The 18,257-nt window shown below is 41.6% G+C and carries 13 protein-coding genes; all 13 read left to right on the top strand.

Going from position 1 to position 18,257, the window contains the following annotated elements; translation table 11 throughout:
• Positions 1-249 precede the first annotated feature (249 nt).
• The 13 genes from murJ (at position 250) to A7968_RS07020 (ending at position 18,226) form a co-directional block, all read left to right on the top strand.
• Complete coding sequence (gene murJ, locus A7968_RS06960; protein ID WP_064665835.1) at positions 250-1,779, top strand: murein biosynthesis integral membrane protein MurJ; 1,530 nt, start codon at positions 250-252, stop codon at positions 1,777-1,779.
• A gap of 118 nt (positions 1,780-1,897) precedes the next feature.
• Positions 1,898-2,824, top strand: a complete 927-nt coding sequence (ribF, locus tag A7968_RS06965; protein WP_064665836.1) for a bifunctional riboflavin kinase/FAD synthetase — start codon at positions 1,898-1,900, stop codon at positions 2,822-2,824.
• A 25-nt stretch (positions 2,825-2,849) separates the two neighbouring features.
• Positions 2,850-5,678: an isoleucine--tRNA ligase gene (gene ileS, locus A7968_RS06970; RefSeq protein ID WP_064665837.1), complete on the top strand. Its 2,829-nt coding sequence runs from the start codon at positions 2,850-2,852 to the stop codon at positions 5,676-5,678.
• A 9-nt stretch (positions 5,679-5,687) separates the two neighbouring features.
• Entirely contained in the window at positions 5,688-6,188 is a 501-nt protein-coding gene (gene lspA, locus A7968_RS06975) for a signal peptidase II (protein ID WP_064665838.1), read from the top strand.
• Entirely contained in the window at positions 6,185-6,625 is a 441-nt protein-coding gene (fkpB, locus tag A7968_RS06980) for an FKBP-type peptidyl-prolyl cis-trans isomerase (protein WP_064665839.1), read from the top strand. Before lspA ends, fkpB begins: the two co-directional genes overlap by 4 nt.
• Complete coding sequence (gene ispH, locus A7968_RS06985; RefSeq protein WP_064665840.1) at positions 6,625-7,554, top strand: 4-hydroxy-3-methylbut-2-enyl diphosphate reductase; 930 nt, start codon at positions 6,625-6,627, stop codon at positions 7,552-7,554. The genes fkpB and ispH overlap by 1 nt, the downstream gene beginning before the upstream one ends.
• Positions 7,555-7,592: 38 nt before the next feature.
• Positions 7,593-8,633, top strand: a complete 1,041-nt coding sequence (locus A7968_RS06990; protein ID WP_064665841.1) for a sensor histidine kinase — start codon at positions 7,593-7,595, stop codon at positions 8,631-8,633.
• Positions 8,630-9,331, top strand: coding sequence for a LytR/AlgR family response regulator transcription factor (locus tag A7968_RS06995; RefSeq protein WP_064665842.1), 702 nt, complete (start codon positions 8,630-8,632; stop codon positions 9,329-9,331). The genes A7968_RS06990 and A7968_RS06995 overlap by 4 nt, the downstream gene beginning before the upstream one ends.
• 108 nt (positions 9,332-9,439) lie before the next feature.
• Complete coding sequence (pilV, locus tag A7968_RS07000) at positions 9,440-10,000, top strand: type IV pilus modification protein PilV (protein ID WP_064665843.1); 561 nt, start codon at positions 9,440-9,442, stop codon at positions 9,998-10,000.
• A 1-nt stretch (position 10,001) separates the two neighbouring features.
• The gene (locus A7968_RS07005) at positions 10,002-10,988 is read left to right on the top strand and encodes a PilW family protein (RefSeq protein ID WP_064665844.1); all 987 of its coding nucleotides are present in this window, start codon (positions 10,002-10,004) and stop codon (positions 10,986-10,988) included.
• Positions 10,976-11,458 carry a pilus assembly PilX family protein gene (locus A7968_RS07010; RefSeq protein WP_064665845.1) on the top strand — a complete coding sequence of 161 codons (483 nt, stop codon included), beginning with the start codon at positions 10,976-10,978 and terminating at the stop codon, positions 11,456-11,458. The genes A7968_RS07005 and A7968_RS07010 overlap by 13 nt, the downstream gene beginning before the upstream one ends.
• Positions 11,459-11,471: 13 nt before the next feature.
• Positions 11,472-14,558, top strand: coding sequence for a pilus assembly protein (locus tag A7968_RS07015; protein WP_064665846.1), 3,087 nt, complete (start codon positions 11,472-11,474; stop codon positions 14,556-14,558).
• 515 nt (positions 14,559-15,073) lie between these two features.
• Entirely contained in the window at positions 15,074-18,226 is a 3,153-nt protein-coding gene (locus tag A7968_RS07020) for a pilus assembly protein (RefSeq protein WP_064665847.1), read from the top strand.
• The last annotated feature ends 31 nt before the right edge of the window (positions 18,227-18,257 follow it).

Consider the following 18,257-nt stretch of genomic DNA (forward strand, 5'->3'; position numbering starts at 1 on the left):
GAATATGCCTTTTTTAATCATGAATGTCAATAAAAATTTGACATAACAAGAAAAACTGCTCCTTTATAACGAACATCAATTTGCCGCTTTAGCAGTTAATGACGCTATTGTAACAAAGGCGGTGAGTTCAGCCTAGTGCTTTAGAGCGATTTATAAAAAAGACTGTGGCATAATCGGCTTTATTGTTGGTTTTAAAGCAGGTTTAAAGTGGCTAAAGGATTATTTCGTTCCGGTATGATTGTAAGTTGTATGACAATGATATCGCGTATTTTAGGTTTAGTACGAGATGCTGTGGTTGCGAACTTACTCGGCGCAGGTGCTGCCGCAGATGTTTTTTTATTCGCTAATCGGATCCCCAATTTTTTACGTCGCTTATTTGCCGAAGGTGCATTTGCACAGGCCTTTGTCCCTGTGTTGTCGGAAATTAAAGAACAGCAAGGCGACGATAAAGTCAGGTTATTTGTGGCTCAAGCAGCAGGCACTTTAGGGACTATCTTACTGGTTGTTACCCTCTTTGGTGTTATTGCATCGCCGGTTATTGCTGCGTTGTTTGGAACCGGTTGGTTTATTGAGTGGTGGCAAGGGGGCGCAGAGGGGGAAAAATTTGTTTTAGCCAGTAGTTTACTTAAGCTCACTTTTCCTTATTTATTTTTTGTAAGCCTCGTTGCGCTCAGTGGCGCGGTGATGAATGTTTATAATCGTTTTGCTGTAGCTGCATTTACACCTGTTTTACTCAATATTTCGATTATAACCTGTGCCATTTTCTTACATGATAAATTTTCAGTGGGTGCTTATGCACTCGCTATCGGTGTCTTTGTCGGCGGTATAGTGCAGTTATTATTTCAATTGCCGTTTTTGTATCGTGCAAAAATGCTGAGCCGTCCGCGCTGGGCGTGGCAGGACGACAATGTCAAAAAAGTGCGCAAGTTAATGTTGCCTGCGTTATTTGGGGTCTCAATTAGTCAAATTAATCTACTATTAGATACTGTGATTGCGTCGTTGTTGATGACCGGCTCAATTGCTTGGTTATATTATTCTGATCGACTCATTGAGTTCCCGCTGGGTCTATTTGGTATCGGTATTGCGACCGTAATTTTGCCTGCCTTATCAAAATTACACAGTAGCAAAAAGAATAGTGACTTTCAGCACACCTTAGATTGGGGGGTGCGGTTTGTGATCTTTTTAGGCTTACCTGCAATGGTTGGTTTAATGATCATCAGCCCACTAATTATCTCAGTATTATTTGATCATGGCGCATTTAAAGACGGTGAGATTGACCATGTACAGGCTGTTAGTTTGGGGGTTATGGCCTATTCGGTAGGGTTAGTCAGCTTTATGCTGATCAAAGTGTTAGCGCCTGGCTTTTATGCTCGCCAAGATACCAAAACGCCAGTGCGTATTGGTATTATTACCTTAGTGCTCAATATGGTGTTTAACATTATGTTGGCGCCGTTTATTGGCTATTTAGGCCTAGCTCTTGCAACGTCGATGTCAGCCAGTTGTAATGCGTACCTACTTTATCGTCAATTAAGTAAAGAGCAGGTTTATCAATTTTCGCATTTTAGTTTACTGTTTACTTGCAAATGTGCTGCCGCTGCTTTAATCATGGGAGGTGTTGTTTGGTATGCTGCAACGCAGTTTTTATGGCGTCAATGGCATTTTAGTGAGCAAGTTGTATTGCTTTCAGGCTTACTTGCGTTGGCAGGCGTTGTGTACTTTTTTGTATTGTTTTTACTCGGTGTGCGACTAAATACCATAAAAAACGTTATTACTGCATAATTGGACTAAAAAAATTAACTGAAACTCGCATCTTGAGGTGGTTTGGGTATAATCGGTGGTTCTGTAACCCAAGTGAAATTTTACTCGGTACATAACGCGCATTAAGGCATTAGGTGGCATGGAGTTAATTAGAGGTATTCACAATATTCGTGCGCAGCACTATGGCTGTGTGTTGACCATTGGTAATTTTGATGGTGTGCATCTAGGTCATACGGCAGTGCTCAATGGGTTACTCAATGACGCTAAGAAATATAACTTACCCAGCACGGTAATGTTATTTGAGCCGCAGCCGCAGGAGTTTTTTGCTAAAGACAATGCACCAGCTCGACTAACGCGATTACGTGACAAGCTACTTTTATTAGCTAAATTGGGCGTAGACCGCGTTATTTGCATTAGTTTTAATCAACAATTCGCCAATATGCAAGCAGAGCAGTTTGTAACAGAAATACTGGTTAATAAACTTGGTGTGAAAGCGTTAACAGTAGGTGATGATTTTCGCTTTGGTAAAAGGCGCCAAGGGGATTTTAATCTCCTCACTAAAATGGGCCAAGCGGCGCAGATGGATGTAAAAAGCACCGCGAGTTTTCGACAATTAAATGCTAGAGTAAGTAGCACATTGATACGTCAAGCACTTGCTGATGGTCAACTCGTGCACGCCAAAGCGATGCTCGGTCATGATTATGCAATATCAGGGCGAGTGATCCATGGCTGGAAGCGCGGCCGAGAACTTGGTTTTCGCACTGCGAATATCGCATTAAAACGGCAAGTATGCCCAGTAAATGGGGTGTTTGCTGTGCAAGTAACGTTAAACGATAAAACAGTGTATGGGGTTGCAAATATTGGCAACAAACCCACATTTAATGGAACACGCGCATTATTAGAAGTTCATTTGTTCGACTTTGCGCAAGATATTTATGGACAGTTTATGCACGTGGAGTTAATTAAAAAACTTCGCGATGAGAAAAAATTCGAGACATTAACACAATTGACGGCACAAATAGCAACTGATGTTGCTGCCGCTAAACAGTGTTTTGGTTTAAATTAGGTAGCCGATACGGAAACTAGGATTAATGAGCGACTACAAGCATACTTTGAATTTACCGGAAACAGAATTTCCAATGCGCGGCAATTTGGCACAACGTGAGCCAAAAATGCTTAAAACATGGTATGAAGACGACCTATATGGTCAAATTCGCAACGCTAAAAAAGGTAAAAAGACCTTTATTTTGCATGACGGCCCTCCGTATGCAAATGGCGATATCCATTTAGGCCATTCAGTAAATAAAATTCTAAAAGACATTATCGTAAAATCAAAAACTTTATCTGATTTTGATGCACCGTACGTACCGGGCTGGGATTGTCATGGTCTACCAATTGAATTAATGGTAGAGAAAAAAGTAGGTAAGCCGGGTGTAAAAGTTACGGCGGCAGAATTTCGTGAAAAATGCCGTGCCTATGCGAAAAAACAAGTTGAAGGTCAAAAAGTTGATTTTAAACGTTTAGGTGTTTTTGCTGATTGGGATAAGCCTTATCTAACCATGAACTTTGATTTTGAAGCCAATGCAATTCGTGTACTAGGCCGTATTATCAAAAATGGCCACTTACACAAAGGCGCAAAACCTGTGCATTGGTGTACAGATTGTGGCTCAGCATTAGCAGAAGCTGAAGTTGAATATCAAGATAAACAGTCGCCAGCAATTGATGTACGTTTTCAGTTTGTTGATCAAGCTGCGGTGGTAAGCGCATTTGATTTAAAAGCGGATCATCAAGGCACAGGCACCGTTAGCACTGTGATCTGGACTACGACACCTTGGACCCTGCCTGCTAACCGCGCAGTTGCTGTACATGCTGATTTAGAATACGCACTAGTGCAAGTGGATGATGAAGGCGCACAACAACGTTTAATCTTAGGTTCAGAGCTGGTTAAAGATGCCATGGATCGTTATGGTTTTAATCATTACCACGTATTAGGGTATGTAACCGGTTCAGCACTTGAGAATTTACAAGTAGCGCATCCGTTTTATGACTTTAATGTACCAGTGATTGTTGCTGAACACGTTACTACTGACTCAGGTACCGGGATCGTGCATACGGCGCCAGGACACGGTCAAGAAGATTTCGTGGCAGGTCTACAGTATGGCTTAGAAGTGGCTAACCCTGTTGGCGCAAACGGCGTGTACTTGCCTGATACTGAGCTTTTTGCAGGTCAACACGTATTTAAAGCAAATGCTAGCGTAGTTGAAGTGCTTATCGAGCGTAATGCTCTAATGCATCACCATGCACTTACGCACAGCTACCCGCATTGCTGGCGTCACAAAACGCCAATTATCTTCCGTGCTACGCCGCAGTGGTTTGTGAGTATGGATCAAGCTAATTTGCGTCAAGATTCATTAAAAGAAATTAAAAACACGCAGTGGTTACCAGAGTGGGGCGAAAGCCGCATTGCGAACATGGTTGAAGGTCGCCCTGATTGGTGTATTTCGCGTCAACGTACTTGGGGCGTGCCAATTGCTTTATTTGTTGATAAAGACACTGGTGCTCTTCACCCAGATACACAAGCATTGATTGAAAAAGCGGCGCAGCTGGTCGAAAAATCAGGTATTCAAGCATGGTACGACTTAGAGCCTGCGACTTTACTTGGTGAAGCTGACGCTCAACAATACATGAAAGTACAAGATACGTTAGATGTATGGTTTGACTCAGGTGTAACACACGCGTGTGTGGTTGATGCCCGTGAAGATTTAGTTGGCCCAGCTGATTTATACCTGGAAGGTTCAGATCAACACCGTGGTTGGTTTATGTCATCAATGATGACTTCAGTGGCAATTAATGGCCATGCGCCTTATCGTCAAGTGCTAACGCATGGTTTCACTGTGGATGAAAACGGCCGTAAGATGTCAAAATCGTTAGGTAACGTTATTTCGCCGCAAAATGTGATGAATAAATTAGGCGCAGATATCTTGCGTTTATGGGTTGCTTCAACTGATTACACAGCAGAAATGACTGTATCAGATGAAATTTTCAACCGTTCAGCGGATCGCTACCGTCGTATTCGTAACACTAGCCGTTATTTATTAGCTAACTTAAGTGGTTTTGATCCAAAAACTGACCAAGTTGCTATCGACGATATGGTTGAACTGGATCGTTGGATTGTTGGCCGTGCAGCACAGTTACAAGATGAAATTTTAGCAGCTTACGAAAGCTATCAAATGCTGCATGTAACGCAAAAGCTAATGAACTTCTGTACTGGTGAGTTAGGTTCATTCTACTTAGACGTGATCAAAGACCGTCAATACACAGCTAAAAGTGATAGTCATGCCCGTCGTTCGTGTCAAACTGCGCTGTATCATATTGCAGAAGCGATGACGCGTTGGATGGCGCCAATCATGAGCTTTACAGCACAAGAAATTTGGCAAGCACTACCAGGTGAACGTGACCAGTATGTATTTACTTCAGTTTGGTATGATGGCTTAAAAGCTGTTAGCGAAGGTCAGTTTAGTAACGATGATTGGTTAACTATTCTTACTGTGCGTGATGAAGTAAACCGCGTCCTTGAAGGTGCTCGTAAAGAAGACGTAATAGGTGCAACATTGCAAGCCAATGTAGCTCTTTATGCTAATGCTGAGCTAGCTGCAAAATTGGCCGCGCTGGGTGATGAATTACGCTTTGTGTTCTTAACTTCTAAAGTTACGGTAACAGCGGTTGATGCACAGCCTGATGGCACTCAAGCGACAGAGATTGAAGGTCTGTATATTGCAGTATCAGCAACCGATGCACAAAAGTGTGAACGTTGTTGGCATTACTGTGATGATGTAGGTGCAAACCCTGCTCATGAAGAAATTTGTGGCCGTTGTGTGAGCAATGTTGACGGCGAAGGCGAGACGCGTCAGTTCGCATAGGAGTATTAAGTGAGCAAACTAGCCCAAAAAAGTGGTTTAGTGTGGCTATGGTTAAGTCTACTACTTTTAGTAGTAGACTTTGCTACGAAAACACTGGTTGTTAAAACCATGAACTTACGTGATTCAATTGATATTTTACCGTTTTTTAATCTTACTTACGTACACAACTACGGAGCCGCTTTTAGTTTTTTAAGTGAAGCGGGTGGTTGGCAACGTTGGTTTTTAAGCATTATTGCAATATCAATTAGTGTGCTGTTGATCTGGTGGTTAAAACGTTTACCTGCGACCAACAAGGTGCTTTGTGGGGCTTATTCGTTAGTACTTGCGGGAGCGCTGGGTAATTTATACGACCGTATGACTTATGGTTATGTGGTTGACTTTTTGCACTTCTACTACGAAAACTGGAACTTCCCTGCATTTAATATTGCTGACAGTGCCATTTGTATTGGTGCTGCATTATTATTATTTGATGCCTTTACTGGCGAAAGTCCTAAGGAGCAAAAAGCATGAGCCAAGTTGTAATCGGTGAAAAGTCAGAAGTTATTTTTCATTTTTCAATTAAACTATCGGATGGCTCTGCTGCTGACTCAACCAAAGTACATAATAAGCCTGCTAAATTAACAATGGGCGATGGCAGCTTGACGGCAAACTTTGAAAAGTGTTTGTTTGGTTTAGCGCCAGGCGACAGTAAGTCATTTGAGCTTGAGCCAGAAGACGCGTTTGGGCAACCCAACCCAGATAACATATATTATGTTGACCGCAGTAAATTTGGCCCTGAAACACCGGCTACCGTTGGTTCTATCATTGCCTTTACACAACCGGATGGTACTGAGTTACCGGGTGTTGTACGTGAAGTGCAAGGGGAGTCTGTAACGATTGATTTTAATCATCCGCTGGCAGGCCAACGTTTAACCTTTGAAGTTGATATTTTAGAGGTGAATGGCTAATGGATATTTTACTAGCAAACCCACGTGGATTTTGTGCTGGCGTTGACCGTGCTATCAGCATTGTTGAGCGTGCTTTAGATATCTTTGAAAAGCCAATTTATGTGCGCCATGAAGTAGTACATAACCGTTATGTTGTAGATGGTTTAAAAAATCGTGGTGCGGTATTTGTTGAAGAGCTGGATCAAGTGCCAGACGACAGCATTGTTATTTTTAGTGCCCATGGCGTGTCACAAGCTGTACGCAGTGAAGCTAAACGCCGAGATTTAAAAGTATTTGATGCTACGTGCCCGTTAGTGACTAAAGTGCATATGGAAGTAACTCGAGCGAGCCGTAAAGGCACTGAATGTATCTTAATTGGTCATCATGGTCACCCTGAGGTTGAAGGTACTATGGGTCAGTATGATAACGATGCCGGCGGTATCTACTTAGTAGAAACACCTGAAGATGTTATGAAACTGAGTGTTAAAAACCCTAATAATTTATTTTATTGCAGCCAAACTACTTTATCGGTTGATGACACCGCAGATGTAATTGATGCACTGAGAGTAAAGTTTCCATCAATCGATGGGCCACGTAAAGATGATATTTGCTACGCGACCCAAAATCGTCAAGATGCAGTGCGTGATTTAGCCGATAAAGTTGATGTGTTATTGGTAGTCGGGGCAAAGAATAGCTCTAACTCTAATCGTTTACGTGAACTGGCAGATAAAATGGGCACTGTGGCTTATTTAATTGATGATGCCAGCAATGTAGAAGATAACTGGTTTACCAATGCCAAAGCGGTTGGTGTTACGGCGGGTGCATCGGCACCAGAAGTGTTAGTACAACAAGTGATCAATCGTCTTAAGGAACTTGGCGGTAAGCAGGTAATTGAAAATCCAGGCGAAGAAGAAAATATCGTATTTGCTGTACCCGTTGAGCTACGCTAACCTTAGCGTACTGACAGGACATTTTTAAGGAGCGCGCAATGAGCAAGTCGGTGCAAACCAATACTTTGCTTTTTGCGGCGCTGTTTAAAGAACGCGGCGTACTTGCTACGTTAGTGGTGGCGCAAGTTATCGCCACTATACTTGCGTTCGCTCCTGCAACTGCGGATGATATTTGGATCCGCCTCGGTGGGATCAGCTTGTTTGTACATCTCACATTTTTGTCTAGTCTAACTTGGCTTTACTTACTGCGAACACAACTCCAGCAGCTAAGACAAGCACTGCAATTGACTGCCTTAATGCTCTCATTACTACTTACAACAGCTGTTTTTAGTGGTTTGTTAATTGAGTTTGCTGGTGATTATTTTGTGCAACAAAATAGCTATGAGTTTATTTTAAGAAACCTACTAGTAGTGTTTTTAGTCACCGCATTATTCATTCAATTTTTAACAATTCATTTTGAAAAAGAACAACAAACCAACGCCTTAGCTCGAGCTGAATTAGATGCCTTACAGGCACGTATCCGTCCGCACTTCTTGTATAACAGTCTCAATACCGCCGCTGAACTGACCCATTATGATCCACAAGCCGCAGAGCAAGCAATTTTAGCGCTTGCTGCATTATCACAAGCCGCTATGCGGGTTGGCAAAGAAACCGCATTAGCCGATGAAATCACACTCACTCAGCAATATATAAAGTTAGAAAGCTGGCGCTTTGCAGAGCGCTTGCAAGTTAATTGGCAACTACCTGAACAGTTACCAGCTATCACTATTCCATGTTTAACACTGCAACCATTACTAGAAAATGCAGTGTGTCATGGCGTTGAGCCTGCGCTGACTGGTGCGACAATTTACGTTGAGTTGCATATCACAAAACGCTCATTAGTTATTTTAGTGGAGAATCCAATTTCGACTGAGCAGCAAAAACGCCCGGGTAATGGTATGGCACTAGATAACATTCGCCAGCGGTTAGATCTTTATTATCACGGTCGAGCAAAGTTAACCGTAACAGCTCGTGAGGGGATGTTCCGAGTTAAATTAGTGCTGCCTTTAAATATTGAGAATACGCTGGTGCCAGTATGAAAATTTTAATTGTTGATGATGAGCCCTTAGCCCGCGCGCGTCTTCTGCGGTTACTTGCTAACTACCCTGAATATCAGCATGTAGCTCAAGCAAGTAGTGGTAATGAGGCTTTGCAACAAGTTAAGTTGCAGGCCCCAGATATTGTATTTCTGGATGTTGATATGCCAGCGATGAGCGGTTTAGAAGTTGCGACACAATTGAATAAGCTGCCGGTACCACCTGCGATTATTTTTGTCACCGCTCATCCTGAGCATGCTTTAGATGCATTACAGCTCAGTGCTGCGGGTTATTTAGTAAAACCGGTGACAGAGCAAAATCTGGCAAACACCATAGAGCAGCTAGGGCGTTTAACGAGAGCGCATGTGCACAAGCAACGACCTGCAATGATCAGTTATCAACTTGCAGGCGTGACCAGAAGTGTGGCGTTAGCAGAGGTATGTTATGTGATAGCGGAAGATAAATACACGCATTTGATATTCACTCACGGCGAAGCACTGCTTGATCAAAGCTTAAAGCAACTTGAGCAAGAATATCCCACCCAGTTATTACGCATCCATCGTAAAATATTAATTAATAAATCGCGCTTAGTTGCGTTAAAAAAAGCGGGTGATGGCAGCCATGTGGTTGCACTAAGCGACTGTAGCTGCTTATTACCGGTAAGCCGACGAGCTTATAAAACCGTTAAAGATCATCTCTAAAGCTAGTTAACCATTCATCAACAAATATAACCGTTCATCCTTAGCATTGTTGTATATACACAGTGTTCGCATATGCTTATAGTCAGATTGTTTTATATTAGGTGTGTTATGAGAGTCACCAATTCGTCATCACAACGAGGCTTTACCTTAGTTGAGGTATTAATCGCGTTTGTGATCCTAAGCTTTGGCTTACTCGGTGCAGTAGCATTACAAGCAAAAGCAAAACAGGCCAGCTTTGATTCTATGCAGCGCGCTGCTGCTGTGGCCCTAGGTAATGATATGATCCAGCGAATGCGTGCCAATGACAGAGTAGGGGTGATCACTCAATACAATGGCACATTTAACAGTGACACGGCACTTGAACAGTCACGTACCTGTTATACCGGTTCATGTAGTTCAGCGCAAATTGCCGCACTTGATCGCCAGCAATGGATCCGAGCTATTCAAGCTCGTGAAAATACCGGCGCTCTCGATGATGCAACTGTGTGTATTGAAAATACTGTAGCTCCAGGCGGTGATGGTAAAGCGTTTAATATTCAAGTGGTGGTTAGTTGGCAAGGGCGTCAGGAGATAACTGCTAATGCTGAGACAAAAGCAATAACCTGTGGTGAAGAAAGTAACACTCGCCGTGTAATGGTATTGAAAAGTTATATTTACTTAAGGAGCTAATATGAAGCAGCAAGGTTTCACTTTAGTTGAAATGATGGTGGCATTGTTTATCGGTGGTTTAGTGCTTGGTGGGGTAATGTTCACTTATATCAGTATGAAAGTCACGACCAGAGATACCATGACGATTGGCGAGTTACAAGAAACTGGCCGTTTAGCACTGAATATAATGCAGCGTGATATTGAGCAAATAGGTTTTTGGGGCACGTTTTACGAAGACTCATTTTCACAACAAAACACGGATACTTTAGCAAATCCTGCAGCAGATTGTTCTGCGGGTCTTAATAATGGCAGCTTTCCAGTTTTTAACGCAAACAGTAATTTTCGTTCAGTCTATGCTGTTGAATCTACAGGAGGCGCCCAGCTTAATTGCATTCCCAATGCACAAGAAAATACGGATATTCTACAGGTAAAATTTCTAGAGGGGTTGCAAATTAACCCTGATGATAGTGATTCAAATAATTACTATTTTATAGCTGAACAAGAACAAGCTGAATTTCGTAAAGGCCCATTTACAGCCGCTTCAATCAGCGGCAATGCGACAGTGTGGCGTTATCGCCATCATGTTTATTATATTGATGAGAGGACTTATCAATTTAACGAGCGAAACATTAGCGTGCCGGTACTGATGCGCCGTCGACTAACAGCAAAAGGTAACATGATCGCTGAAACGATTATGGAAGGGGTCGAAAATATGCGGTTTTTATTTGGCCTAGATACTAATAATGACAGCCGAGTGGATACCTATCGAAGTGTTAGCAATATGACAGCAACAGATTGGGAAAACCGTCGGGGAATATTAACCGTACAAGTGTTCATTTTAGTGCGGGCATTACAAGAAGATACTGATTTAAATCAGCTAAACCAAACATATACGCTAGGCGAAGATGCTGAGCAACGGATCCTTAAGTTTGATGACCGGTTCCGTCGGGCTTTATTTACCACCACGATCCGCTTAAATAATGTAGGGGCAAACTTATGGCGCATTTAAAACAGATCTCAAAACAGCAAGGCATTGTATTGGTCGTTGCGCTGATCATGGTTGTTGCCGTGACAGGAATAGCGGTGACACTCATGAGTAGCAGTAGTGTGGATATGAAAATTACCAATGCAGCATTTGAGCGAGAAGAAGCTGAAAACTTATTAATGGGCAATGTGCAACAAGTGATTGCAGATGAAGCTACTAAAGGTGGCACAAGCCATTTTTTGTACACTCAAGCTCAAATACCAAATGGCACCATAGCGTTAAATAAAATTGGCGAAACAACGAGTACGATGAGTAACTTAAATAATGGCGCGTTAGATTTGCCTTGTCCTCGAAAATTTAATTTTACGGCGGGTATTTCATGCAACATGGTGCAAGTGAACAGTACTATAACGTACGGCTCAAAAAGCAAACATACTATTACCGTAACGTCAGGCATAGCCCAAGAAATGGCAAGCCTGAATACAGGCGGGTAAGCGAGTAAAGACGATGAAATTTAAAAATTTAGTTATAAGTATCTTACTCGGTAGTACCCCGTTTTTGAGTATGCGCAGTGATGCTGAAGATATCGAACTTTATGTAAATCATAATGTTAAAATTGATGAAAAGCCTCGAGTGCTAGTCATTTTTGATACCTCTGGTAGCATGGCGTTTTCGACTAAAACAGGTAATAGTTGTGGCTATAACTACACGACAGGCAAATACACCTTATGTTCTGATAGTCGTTTAGGGGTTGCAAAAAATGCCATCTCTGACTTGGTTAATGATAATGAGGATATTGATTTTGGTCTAATGCGATTCAATGGCGATAATGGTGGGTATGTGATGGCCCGTTTAGGCTCATCAAGAGAAACTGTACTTGGTGAAGTAAAAAAATTACCCGCTGATGGCGCAACCCCCCTAGCTGAAACGCTATGGGAAGCCTATTTGTATATTACAGGAAATTCAGTTTATTACGGTACAAACACTAATGCGCGTGATTTTACTGCTGAATCCGGTGGTGTATATAAATCCCCCTTTAAGCCTGTAACAGGTGAACCTGAACGCTGTGACAATTCAGTCAATATTATTTTGATGACTGATGGTGATCCATCGAATGATTCAAATCGCAATACTGATATTAATAATTTGCATCGTTATTACTTTAATAATAGCAATGGCCCTGTTGTAAGTAGTAGCTACTTAGCTGCATTAGCGAAGGTGATCCATGGTACTAAAGATGTAAAAATCGATTTATATCCAAATACACCTAAAGTAGATGATTTTGGTCGTGTTTATGCAATTGGTTTTGGTTCGGGCATGAGTAACAATGGTAAAGCGCTACTGGATGAGACCGCCATACTCGGTGGTGGTGAGTATTTACATGCTGATACCTCAGAACAGTTATCAGAAGCATTAAAAAATACCATTACTAGGATCCGTGAAGTAAACGATACCTTCACGTCCCCCTCCGTGGCGAGTAATAACGTAGATCAAACACGTAGCCGCGATTCTATTTATTACGCGATGTTTTATCCGGATAGTGGGGCTCGTTGGCGTGGTAATTTAAAAAAACTTAAAGTATCAGGTGCACAGATTGTGGATTCAACAAATAATCAAGCGTTGAACTCTGATGGTTTAATTGATAAAGGCGCACGCACATTCTGGTTACCAAGCACTGCAAATGCAGATGGCAACTCGGTGGAAAATGGTGGTGTAAACTTAATGCTGTCAACAACAGCAACAAGTGGTCGTAAATTATACACGGATGCTCTCGGTGGCGGTTTAATTACTTTTGCAAAAAATGAAATCTCCACAGCATATGGCAATGACACCAAAGCTGCGGAAGCATTTGGGGTGCATAAAAATGACTTGCAAAAAACCATTGATTGGGCTCGTGGTATTGATGTTGATAATGAAGATAGAGACTCATCATCAAGTGATCAACGCGCAGACATCTTTGGCGACCCTTTGCATTCTAAGCCTGTCACAATTGACTATGGCAATGATGATGTGCGTATTTTAATAGGCACAAATGCAGGCTTCCTCCATATGTTTAAAGATGCAGGCAATACCGTAAGCGAAAGTTGGGCGTTTATACCCAGTAGTGTTTATAAAATTATCGACCCAATTCGTAAGAATCAAGCTGACACTAAAAAGTATGGTATTGATGGACCAATCACAATTTACTTTGACGATGCAAACCGTGATGGGATCGTTAATGGTAATGACCGCGTATGGGCATTCTTTGGTATGCGTCGTGGGGGTAATAACTATTATGGTTTGGATATCACTAACCCTAATGCACCGAGCTTAAAGTGGACAATACAAGGTGGAAGTGGTGATTTTAAGGAATTAGCGCAAACGTGGTCTGCTCCTACAGTGTCATACATTAAGGGAAGAGAAGATCCTGTGCTGATTTTTGGTGCAGGCTTTGACACCAATAAAGACAATGTTTCGCTCAGTAATGATAGTAAAGGGCGAGGTTTATATATTGTAAATGCCTCAGATGGTAAGTTAGTGTGGGAGCTAACACCTGATACAGGTTTTAAAGGAAAGCACAGCATTGCGGCAACAGTTTCGATACTTGATTCTGATTATGATGGTTACATAGACCGATTATATGCGACAGATACCGCAGGTAGTGTGTGGCGAATAGATATGCCTAGCGCAAGTCCTACAGATAGTGAAAGTCCTTGGACTCATTTTGAATTAGCAAAATTGGGTGGCACTGCGGCTAGTCAAGATAGACGCTTTTTTTATAAGCCTGTAGTCGCACGTACTATGTTTAGTAAAGTAACCAGTACGACAGATAATAATAAAACATCTATAACGCGCCAAGATACTCCTTTTGATGCGGTATTAATAGGCAGTGGTAATAGGCCAAAACCAACATCGACTGTCGTCCAAGATCAACTTTATATGATCCGTGATATTAATACAGTGACTAAGTCATTTGTAGGGGCTGACATACCAGTGGCTATTACACCAAGCGATCTTATGAATGTGAATAATGACCCATTTGCGAACGCACTTGATGATATAGCTGAGTTCACGAAAGCCGAAGTAACATTAAGTAAAGCCAGTGGCTGGTATTATGATCTACCGGGTAGTGGAGAGAAGTCACTTGCAGCAGCAACTGTAGTGGGTGGGGTTGCTTACTATACTAGTTTTACACCTGCTTCAGAGGATGCCACGATTAATCAATGCTCTTTAAGCGGCGGAAGTGGTGGGTTATATGCATTTCATCTACATTACGGCAGCAAAGTGTATAATCAATTACGCTATGTGACGAGCAATGATGTGCCGGATACACCACAACTTTATTTTGGCAGTACCGAAGCCTGTGATGGGGATGAATGTGATGAGCAAAGCCAGTTTTTATTACTCGGGCCCGGTATTAAGAAAACTAAAGAGACGGAAACAGAGTTGAGCGCGAAAAACCCATTTGTGCCAAAAGAGATCCTTGGGCCAGGTATTGCGTTTGACAAGGATGGAAAAATTAAACTTGTTAGTGATGCTGTACCAATTGGCTTTGGTTTTAAAACCCAACAAACGTTTATTTATAAGCGTGAAGTGAATGATAATCGAAAATGATGGTTAGCTGATCCGTCTAGAAACGTTTGACTCTTACCTGCATGGATGTAGGTAAGGAGCGAAAACATGCTGCGGTGGTTTTACTCGGTTTTTTAACTTAGTCCACTAGGTTACAAACCTCAAACTGCGATTAAATCCCCCCTTGGCCAATTTATAACCCTGAAAGGCCAACATACCCTTGTTATAGAGCGCAGCTTCTCTACAAAAAGCTGTGCCCTTCGTGTTACTTTTGCTCAATGGATAGCATGGCACAGATCATATCTATTAATACTTTATCAGTAAAAATTTTAATATAAAAACATTGCTCCAGGTGCTGCCCTAATACTTTAATCCAATCAAATAGATGTAGTTAAAAAGTATGGTTTTGGTTTTTTTTCATACAAAATAATCATTGTTTTATCTTGTTAAAGCTAGAATTTATGCTGTACTAAAGTAGTACTCATTAAGAATATTAGGCCGTCTTCTGTATGGGTTTTTATATCTAACAGATTCTCACATGGATAGGGGTGGTCGCTATGTCTCAGTTCACTCATGGAGTTATAAGGCTTCTATTAGGCACTTTACTGTTTTTTATCAGTCAATTTTGTATTGCCGATGATATCGAACTTTATCAGTTAGAGAGTAATGATAAACCACGGGTGTTATTAGTGTTTGATAACTCACTCAGTATGGCTTTATCTATTAATAATAATAAGCAATGTAAAGGGCTCTTAGGTTTAATTAAGTTATGCCCTGAGACACGACTCTCCGCGGCAAAAAAAGCGATGAAGAAGCTGATCAGTGAAAATCCAGATGTTGATTTTGCACTTATAAAATCCAACGGACCGCTAAATTTAGATTTAAGTAACATCCTTAATTTAGGGGGGCTATTAGGCTCTACAGGCGGTTATGTCGCTCATGGGTTTGGCTCGGATCATAATGACATTATCGCTACTATCGATAATTGGGGATTACTGTCCTTAGTTAACCTAAGTCCGGCTACAGAAATGCTACATGAAGCCTTGCTTTACTTGCATGGCCAACAAGTAGGGTATGATCATCTAAATTTGTTAAATCTAATCGATATTCGAATTCAAAAGCAAGGGCAATATATTTCGCCTTTTAAATTACTGAGCGATTCAGCAATACGCTGCGAAAGTCGGGTTAATGTTGTCTTGATCACTGATGGAATGTCACTGACAGAAAGCCTTCCATTATTAGAAAATAGCCGTGAAAATGATATCAAACAGCTGCACCAAACCATGTATGGTTATTCTGCTGTAAAATTTAACAATACCTACTTACCGACAGTGGCTAAACTTCTACATGGTCAAGGAATTGATAATTACGATGCGTATCCAGAAACAGCCGCGATAGATACAGTCAATGTACATATTGTAGGGTTTGGGTTTGGTATGCCTCGTTATGCGCAGCAAGTATTAATTGAAACTGCAAGACAAGGAGGTGGGCAATATTTTTTAGCGGAATCTATTGATGATCTAAACGGTGCTTTAGTAGCGACTATGAAAACAGTTCGCAACGTGGATGCTAGTTTTAGTTCTCCTGCGATTGTCGCAAATAGCGCGGATAGAACTCGCCATCTAGATAGTATTTATTTAACCATGTTTAAACCCGATCTTGGGCCTCGTTGGCAAGGTAATCTTAAGAAGCTGCAAGTGTCTGGCGCACAAATTATCGATGCCACAGGGAAGAGTGCTTTGGATGCCGAGGGGAAAATAAGCCAAGCTAGCCGCACTTTTTGGCTGCCAACGTCACAACCCAATGATGGTGCTCAGCTAAAAGCTGGGGGAGTCAATTATTGGTTGTCACAATTTATACCAAGAGCTATTTACACAGATTCTCCTGCAGGTTTACTGCCTTTTACATATTCCACATTACAAGGTCAATTAGATGATCTTGATGAGCTATTTAATGAATCTCCAGAGCAAGTTGAGGCGACAATTAACTGGGCGAGGGGCATTGATGTTGATGATGAAAACAATAACAATGACCGAGTTGAAACTCGCGCTAATATTTTTGGTGATCCCCTTCATTCAAAACCAGTCGCTATTGATTATGGCAATGGTGATGTAAGGATCCTGATTGGTACAAATGCTGGCTTTTTGCATATGTTTAAAGATAAGGAGGGAGCATTATCAGAAAGTTGGGCGTTTATTCCTCGTAGTTTGTATCACATTCTTAAGCCTCTGAGGGAGAATCAAGCGAACAGCAAAATTTATGGCGTTGATGGCCCTATTAGCTTATTTATTGATGACAAAAACAGCAATGGCATTATTAATGAGGGAGACAGAGTTTGGGCATTCTTTGGACTGCGTCGAGGTGGGCGAAATTATTATGGACTTGATATCTCCAAACCTAATTCACCAAAACTACTTTGGAGTAACCCGATCCAAGGCGGTAGTGCTACTTTTAAAGAATTAGGCCAAACATGGTCAAAGCCGATTGTAACTTATATTAAGTTAGCCGGATTTGAAAATAAACCAGTACTGATTTTTGCAGCCGGTTACGACACAAATAAAGATAAAGAATATTCAAACTCAGATAGCCAAGGGCGAGGGATCTATATTGTTGATGCGAGCACGGGTGAAAAAGTGTGGTCATTAACACCTAAGAATGGCTTTAAAGGTGTTGATAGTATTGCCGGCGATGTGGCTATTTTTGATGCAAACTACGATGGTTATATTGACCGCCTTTATGTTGCCGATACCGGAGGGAATGTGTGGCGTGTAGATATGCCTGAAGCGGCTTCTTGGACACATTTTAAACTAGCAGAGTTGGGTGGCAATGGGGTGAACCAAGATCGACGCTTTTTAACTCAAGCTATGATTGCCAGAACCTCATTTAGCCGACTTAGCAGTGTGTTTTATAATGGAAAAATGCTTAACGTACGTGAAAGTACGCCCTTCGATGCAATATTAATAGGCAGTGGTGACCGTGCTGCAGCAACAGCTACAAGCACCCAAGACCAACTTTATATGATCCGAGATATAAATACTGTAACGGGTAAATTTATCAATGGTTTACCTGATCCTATCAAAGTTGATGATTTAATGGATATCAGCTCTGATCCTTTTTCGACTAAACTCAATGATGTTGATGCGTTTAATCAACTTGAGATGGAATTGGGCAGTTTTAAAGGCTGGTATTATAACTTACCTGGTTTAGGCGAGAAGTCTTTGGCTGCGGCAACGGTGGTAGGCGGGATTGCGTATTTCACCAGCTATACACCCGCTGCTGCTAGCACTGCTCAACAATGTGTAAATAGCAGCGGCCAAGGGGCTATGTACGCGTTTCATTTACATTACGGTACTAAAGTTTATGAGCAGTTGGCTTACTTAACTCACCAGGAAATACCTGATACACCGCAGCTCTACTTTGGTTCGATTGAGCAATGTGTAGATGAAAATAATGATCAACTCTGTGACGACACCATGAAACCAACAGTCAAGAAAAGTCAGTTCTTGCTCCTCGGGCCATGGCTAAATACCAGCCAAGGGCAAAGTGAATCACAGCCGAGCAAAGCGTTTATACCTCAAGAGCTATTAGGGCCTGAACTTAGTGTTGATGAGAATGGGCAAATAAAATTAGTAAATAACGCAGCAGGACAAGTTTTTGGCCTTAAAGTGCAGCAAACTTATGTTTATAGGCAAGATATAATTTCTCAATAATTGCATTCAATAGCGTACGGACCTATGATAG

It is taken from the genome of Pseudoalteromonas prydzensis, from assembly GCF_001661495.1.
In the GTDB taxonomy this organism is placed as follows: domain Bacteria; phylum Pseudomonadota; class Gammaproteobacteria; order Enterobacterales; family Alteromonadaceae; genus Pseudoalteromonas; species Pseudoalteromonas prydzensis.

What these genes read in the sequence shown, in the direction of transcription:
- murJ (WP_064665835.1), top strand. Translation starts at nt 250, where the DNA reads ATGACAATGATATCGCGTATTTTAGGTTTAGTACGAGATGCTGTGGTT.
- ribF (WP_064665836.1), top strand. Translation starts at nt 1,898, where the DNA reads ATGGAGTTAATTAGAGGTATTCACAATATTCGTGCGCAGCACTATGGC.
- ileS (WP_064665837.1), top strand. Translation starts at nt 2,850, where the DNA reads ATGAGCGACTACAAGCATACTTTGAATTTACCGGAAACAGAATTTCCA.
- fkpB (WP_064665839.1), top strand. Translation starts at nt 6,185, where the DNA reads ATGAGCCAAGTTGTAATCGGTGAAAAGTCAGAAGTTATTTTTCATTTT.
- ispH (WP_064665840.1), top strand. Translation starts at nt 6,625, where the DNA reads ATGGATATTTTACTAGCAAACCCACGTGGATTTTGTGCTGGCGTTGAC.
- A7968_RS06990 (WP_064665841.1), top strand. Translation starts at nt 7,593, where the DNA reads ATGAGCAAGTCGGTGCAAACCAATACTTTGCTTTTTGCGGCGCTGTTT.
- A7968_RS06995 (WP_064665842.1), top strand. Translation starts at nt 8,630, where the DNA reads ATGAAAATTTTAATTGTTGATGATGAGCCCTTAGCCCGCGCGCGTCTT.
- pilV (WP_064665843.1), top strand. Translation starts at nt 9,440, where the DNA reads ATGAGAGTCACCAATTCGTCATCACAACGAGGCTTTACCTTAGTTGAG.
- A7968_RS07005 (WP_064665844.1), top strand. Translation starts at nt 10,002, where the DNA reads ATGAAGCAGCAAGGTTTCACTTTAGTTGAAATGATGGTGGCATTGTTT.
- A7968_RS07010 (WP_064665845.1), top strand. Translation starts at nt 10,976, where the DNA reads ATGGCGCATTTAAAACAGATCTCAAAACAGCAAGGCATTGTATTGGTC.
- A7968_RS07015 (WP_064665846.1), top strand. Translation starts at nt 11,472, where the DNA reads ATGAAATTTAAAAATTTAGTTATAAGTATCTTACTCGGTAGTACCCCG.
- A7968_RS07020 (WP_064665847.1), top strand. Translation starts at nt 15,074, where the DNA reads ATGTCTCAGTTCACTCATGGAGTTATAAGGCTTCTATTAGGCACTTTA.